The following is a 6,323-nucleotide window of genomic DNA, read 5'->3' as shown; positions in this document are numbered from 1 at the left end:
CGACATCACCGACCGACGCGCACGACAGCCCTGGTACACCACCAAGACCACCCCCGCGTTCAGCGACATGATCATCAAGCTCCGCCGGACGATCATCGCCGCCCGCCATATTCACAACCCCGCAGGTCAACCACGTCCCGACGAAATCACCGCGGTCATCCGCGCCTGGGAAGCAGCCGCGGCATAGAACCCGCCACCCCAAGATCACCATTTGCTACAAACTCGAGACCCTTGCACCGAGCAGTAATTGAAATACAGGCCCCCAGCGTGCCGGAGTACTGGCGCGCGGCCCCGACCGCGTCGGTGGAGGACTTCCCGTCGCCGGTCTCGTCCAGGACCAGAACCGCGTGCGGGTCGGACAGCCGGGCCACAGTCCAGGCCGCGGTCTGAGGGTTCCCCGGACCCGGGCATCGTCCCAGCTGGCGCGGGACAGGAAGTGCTGCAGGCGGTGCGGGCCCCGGTGGCCGAGTGTCAACGGCCGAGGGCCTCGGCCAAGGTCCAGCAGTTGTAGCGGTCCAGCCGCATCAGCATCCCCGTCACCGCCTCTCGTAATGTCCGTCGGGACTCGTGCCGGGGAAAACAGTCCGCGACCGTGTCCATGAGCTCCCCGGCCAGTTCCTGCCACAGCACCTGCGCTACCGTGGCCTCAACGGCCACCGCTTCCTGATTGTTCGTCACACAACATCATGATCACGGTGGCCGTTGCCATGCCCAGGCACCCCACCACCGACAAGATCACGAACCGTCTATTGGACACTCCCGTTCGAGGGTGGTGGTTCAGGAGGGCTTGATGGCTCGGATGTCGGTGCTCTGTTGGTGGAGTTGGGGGAGGGTGTCTTGGAGTTGGGTGCCTAGGGCGGTGGCGAGGGCGCCGGCATCGGGGTTGGCAAGGTTGTCAGCTGCGGTGAAGATTCCGGGTCCAAGAGTTCCGCCGGTCTTCTCGACGTAGGCCCATGCTGTACTGAGTTTGTCGTGGAAGTCGGTCCATTCTTGAACGCGTGCTGTGGCCCAGGTGGGGTTGTCCCAGTCTTGCTCGTTCGCGTCGTCGTAGTATTGATCGGCGGTTTCGCCGGCCGCTAGGACGTCTTTGAGTGCTGTCTGCCAGTTATTCAATGCTGTCTCTAGGCGCTCGACTGCGTCTTTCGCCCGGGTTTCACGTAAGGTGTCCCGATTTGCCGGGGCATTGATGATGTCCGAGGCATCCTGGGCCAGCTGTTTGGGCAGTTCGCCTGCCACCGCTGGAGTCAGCAGTGCCGTTCGCACCGACTGTGGGAAGAACCTTTCCAGTTTCGTTCTCATCTTAGTGGGGTCGATCCCGCTTTCGTTCCCGAAATCTGTACCCTTGAAATTCCACTTTCCCGGATTCCATAGAGCCCTCAGTGCCCTACGGGCAGCCTCGACCACGGGGTCGTCTCCCAGGTTCTTAAGACAGCGAGGGTCCGACTGTGATTCTCGGGAAGGCTGCCTGCTGGCTGGGGCAGTGATGTCCAGGTACGGCTTGAGAAGGGCGTCGAGCAGGCCTTCCTGGAGTGCCCAGCAGTGGAGTCCGATGAGGTCGGCTGTGTTGTCCGGTTCATATCCGACTTTCACAGTCTTGTTGCCGGAGAATGCGTGGAGAGTATGGGGTTTTTCAACATCGGGCAGGAAGGCGTCGACCGTGGTGAAGCCCGCATGGGCCAGTTCTGGCCACAGCAGGCCCTGGTCGATGCTTCCGGGACCGGCAATCAGGGTGTTCGTATCCTTATTCAGTTTAATGCGGCGGAACCGCTGCTTGGAGAAGACGTAAAATTCCTTCTCGGCGCCAGGGACGGCAAGAACTGCATCGACAGAGTCGAAAGAAGGATCTCCGCCCTGGCTAAAAGAAGGCCAACCGCTGGCTATAGTCGTACTGGGGGTCACGGGAGTGTTCTCGCCCAGTCGGATACGCCGGAAATATCTATCACTGAAGACGTAATAGTCGGGTGTGCTGGAGTCTGCGGGAAGGAAAGCGTCCACCACATGGAATGGGAGGCTCCCGCTTACCAGGGACGGCCACGTGGACGCGTTGATGTCAATCGTGCCCTTGCCTGCCACAAGGGCAGGATATCTTCCGATGTATTGCATGGTTTGGATCGTGGTTGGGTCTGAGCCAAAGACGGAGAACCACGTCGGCAGCTCCAGGTTGACGGCTGCGCGGACTGGTGAGAAATCGATGAGGCCCTCCCAGTCGGCGATGGGACGCGGCCCCTTTATCAACTCGCTCCGCTGGTTCGACTTGGAGCCCCCTCGCGGGATGGTGATGTAGCGGTAAGTCGACCCCTTGAAAATATAGTAGTCGCCGGTTCCGGGAATGCGAATCACCTCGTCGATCTTGTTGTAGTCGTCGCCGGTGACCCCGTCGGCCGTGCTACCGAAAAAGGCCGGCCACGTGGTAGATGTGATCTTCCCTGCGTCCAGCCGTGTCACGCGCTGGTGTTTGACTACCTCCGCATAGACGTACTGGTCGCCTTCGAAGAACCAGAACCGTTTATCCACCTGATCAGGCATCACCGCGTCCACGCCATGCAAGGTGGTCCCGGCGCCGCGGTTCAAGCGCAAGCCACCGAAATAACTCCCCGAGAGGTTGTACACATCGCGGGCGACTAGGGCTTGAGGCTCCGACGAATAGTAGCCTTTCTTGAACCTGTAGGACGGTGGGAGCCCGAAGAAGAGGATCCGATCTGTGTTTTCCCAATAGGAGCCAAGAGTAACGTCTATCATTGAGGAGGTCATGCCGTCAACGCCAACGAACGTCGGGTTTGTGGGATGGTGACCGAAGTGGGCCACATCGCGTTGGCCGATCTCACGGTAAAAACCGTGGGAGGTGCTCCCGGGGTCGCGGGAAAAAACGTAATACCGAGAACGATCCCCGGGCACCGGCAGGGCTGCATCGACTTTAGTGAAAGGACTGACTCCACTGCTGAGTACCGACCAGTCTCGCTCGAAACCCGCTGCAATACGAAAATCTACCCCCGCGCGCTGCCCCGCCTTCTCCTGGGCCTTCGTGCGTGCATCAGCGAGTCTGGTTTCAGCCTTCGGGTTAAGCGGCTTGTAGACGAACATGTCCTTGTAAATATGTTGCCCATATTTGAGATACAGGGTTTCCGCTTCTGTCTTTTTGAGAGGCCTCTCAAAGCCTACCCCCGGTTGGCGTTGGGCGACTTTATTTATGCGGTGACTGCCCGATTCGAAATCGGCATGGACGGCCTGCAGCCACGTGGAAATATTCGCCACGGCATTCGTCGGGGCAATTGTCGTCGCGACTTTCGTGATGTGCTCTGCCAATTTCTCGACGGTCTGCAGCTGACTCGTGTAGCAAGTCTCCAGCCCGTTCCGGGGTGTTTTATCCTTGAAGTCCGGTTTCGTGATTCCCGACGGAGTATCCAGGCCCGCCAGGAGTGCCTGCAGCCCGGTACCAGAGGCATCCCGAAGCTGGCGATAGAGAATCACGCACAGGTGACAGTACACGCGACGCTTCTGTGCATCGGTTGGAGAGCTTGGCGGAGTCCCGTACAGCCAGTCGTTGTAGAGCCCTTTACGGTCCTCAGCCCACTTGGCTGTGGAAATCTTCTCGTCGAGCGCGTCCCACCACGCCTTGTCCAGCTTGGTAAATCCACCCCCCACCTGCAGTACCAGTGCCGCCAGATTATCTATGTGGGCAAGTGTCACCTGCGCGTCATGCGCCGCAGCTGACTCCAACCGCAGTGTCTCCCCACCCATCGCGGAAGCCATATCGTCAAACACTCGGCCCCACAGCATCTTGGGAGCCTCCTGAATGTCTTTCGTCACCTCCTTGTCCAACCAATCGACAAAGGGTTGCGCCTGCGCTTTCCGCGCCGCATCCACCTTCCACTTCGCCTCGACCAGGTCGGCCACCGTTGCCACGGCCGCCAGTGCCCAGCCCACCGGCCCGGCTCCCATCAGCTCCAGCATTGCAAAAGCCGACAGCCAGGCGCCCAGCTCTGCCGCCGTCTTGGCCGCTCCCTTAAAATCGCCATGTAAAATATCATCCGCGATATACAGTGCCGCAGCCGGCTTGAACCACCTCGGGTTAAGCGCCACCACATCCGCAGCTCTGCGCAACGCCGACGTCCCCTTGCCAAAGGCATCGTTCAGCAACCCGGGCGCCTGCAGCATCGCCAGCGTCATCTCCGCCGTAGCGCCTCCGCCACCCGGACCAAACGGCGCCTTATGCTCGTCCAACCTAGGCTCCAGGTCTTTGCCCTCCACCGTCAGCTCCGCGTGCACCGCCCGGGTCGCCGCTCCCAGCTCCTCACCTTTCAGGATCGACGTCCCCGGCAATTCCCACCCCGCCTTCGACCACACACCCCGCCCCCCTGGCAAACCCGTCATCTCACGACCCAGCCGTGTCATGAGCGGAGCCTGCCCATCGGCTTCGAATGTCTCCTTCCATGCCTGTTGCCATAGCAGTAATTCGGCCTTGTCTGCGGGCGGCAGCTTAGGGTCTTCAATATCGACTTCATCCAGCTCTTCGGCAGTACGTAGATCGCAGCCTGATTCCGCGACCCGGGCGACCGAAAGGAATCGTCTATGCGAAGCGAAAAGGATCGGCATATTAGAGGGCTTGAACTTACGCCAGATATTTTGGAGATTCCTGACCTGTCCCGGGAAACTGAAGGTCCCCCCTCCATCATCATTCTGTGGAAGTCGATAATGAGACCTGCCCAGTTGTCCGATCGGAACGATCGAGTCAAGTTCCATCAAGTCCGTAATGGGCGCCTTGTAGAAAAGGCGGAAAGGCTTCTGTAGTTTTGTGAATTGGGCAAAATGTCCTTCGCATTTCCAGGCAGTCTGCTCGTAAGCTTCCTTGTGGTTAGAGAATTGCCACACGGAGTCTTGAGCCCCAGGGGCTTGGCTTGGCGTGGAGAACAGTTCTCCCCAGTAATTTGGAAATTCTAGCCGATTAAGCTCGATTCGAATATTCTGCGTGATCACTCGCGACCTGTGGGCGCTGAAGACCGCCTCGTGAACCGGCAGCTTATCCCCGTTAGGTAGTACAAGATCATGGGCTCCTGCAACTTTGAGCGCCGCCATCCTCCCCTCTATGGAAGCTCCCGCGAAAACCTCCTCGACTTTTTCCGCTTTTTTCGTCATGCGAAATCTACGGTCCGGGCTAGGAAGGACTACTCTCTGATATATACTCTTCATGAAACCATCCGAATACGGAACTACTGTTCTGCGCACACCAGGTGCTGAGCACCCCGACAGTGCGTGAAGCCCATGTAAGAGCTCATGCGCCAACCCCAATTCAAGCGGCATGATCTCGTCCATGCCCCTCGGGCCACTCGACGAGGGGCCTCGGACGGTAACCAAAGGAAGGTATGCAACGAGTCCTGCACAGCCCCGCGGAATTCGAGGGGTCGAAACAGCGGGTGGATCCCACAAATCTTTCACAGCCTCCCACACCGCCCGTGCGTTCGGCGATCCCACCGGCAGGCTCTCTAGAGTCGCCAAATGCGAATCCAGGCTAGTTAATGCACTGTCGGGGGCGGTGTAAAATGCGTTCTCGTACCCGCTATCCTCAGCCACCCACTTATGGGCACCGAACAAAATGTCCTCCGTTTTTTTAACATCGGTAGCGTTGGTCTGCGGCATCATCAAGATGGCGTCATTGGCGAGTTCGGCCTGGCCTAACCCATTCGGTCGAGAATTCTCCGTCTCGAATCCAGCCGGGTGCGTATAGCCTTTCCGCTGGTACGCCGCCACTTCGAGGGTCAGTTGACTTGGCCCTCCACCGGATGCCGGCGACCCACTGGGTTGAAGCGGGCGGACTCGTTCGATTTTGAGGAGGAGCTCCCTGCCCTCGCTATTTCGGTGCAGCTCGTCGATCAAGTCCGCCGCCTTGTCCAAATACTCCTGGACATTACTCAGCCCCGACTCAATATAATCACTGGATGCGTCAGGGTTTACCTCGGTGAATGACCTACCCTCGCTAAGGTAAAGCGGGCCAGGGTAGACGATGATGCCCGGGCAAATTCTATATACTACAAAGGTCTTCATCTCGTAAGTTCCGCCAGCGGACTTAACTGGAAGTTGGATCCGATAGACGTTCCCGCCCAAGTTACCCATCTTTGGGTTTTCCCGCAGATGGGGAGGGGTGATCAGCCGGCCAGCCGGGTCGGCTATGGTGAAACGTGTTGCGTAAGGCATACGTACCAACTCCTCAGGGTGAACCGCTCCGGGTTCGTCGGCAGGGCTGTTGCAAAGTCTTGGGGGTTCCACGAATCTGCAGGTCACAGCTGGGTGACGGTCTGTCAGGATGGCCTCTCCGTATGCAACGAAGC

3 protein-coding genes are annotated in these 6,323 nt (G+C 58.9%); 1 reads left to right on the top strand and 2 read right to left on the bottom strand.

Translation table 11 applies throughout. The features are described from left to right. On the top strand, positions 1 to 187 hold a 187-nt coding region (locus tag ACIQU6_RS43545; RefSeq protein ID WP_403488096.1), incomplete at its 5' end, for a hypothetical protein. Between the two features lie 284 nt (positions 188 to 471). Here the strand turns inward: ACIQU6_RS43545 and ACIQU6_RS43540 are convergent. After that, positions 472 to 678 carry a hypothetical protein gene (locus tag ACIQU6_RS43540; protein ID WP_403488094.1) on the bottom strand — a complete coding sequence of 69 codons (207 nt, stop codon included), beginning with the start codon at positions 676 to 678 and terminating at the stop codon, positions 472 to 474. 99 nt (positions 679 to 777) lie between these two features. Beyond that, positions 778 to 5,133, bottom strand: coding sequence for a hypothetical protein (locus ACIQU6_RS43535; RefSeq protein WP_403488092.1), 4,356 nt, complete (start codon positions 5,131 to 5,133; stop codon positions 778 to 780). Between the last annotated feature and the right edge of the window lie 1,190 nt (positions 5,134 to 6,323).

The organism is Streptomyces sp. NPDC090442 (genome assembly GCF_044769405.1).
GTDB lineage: Bacteria > Actinomycetota > Actinomycetes > Streptomycetales > Streptomycetaceae > Streptomyces.
This window is presented reverse-complemented; position numbering and strand designations above follow the sequence as displayed.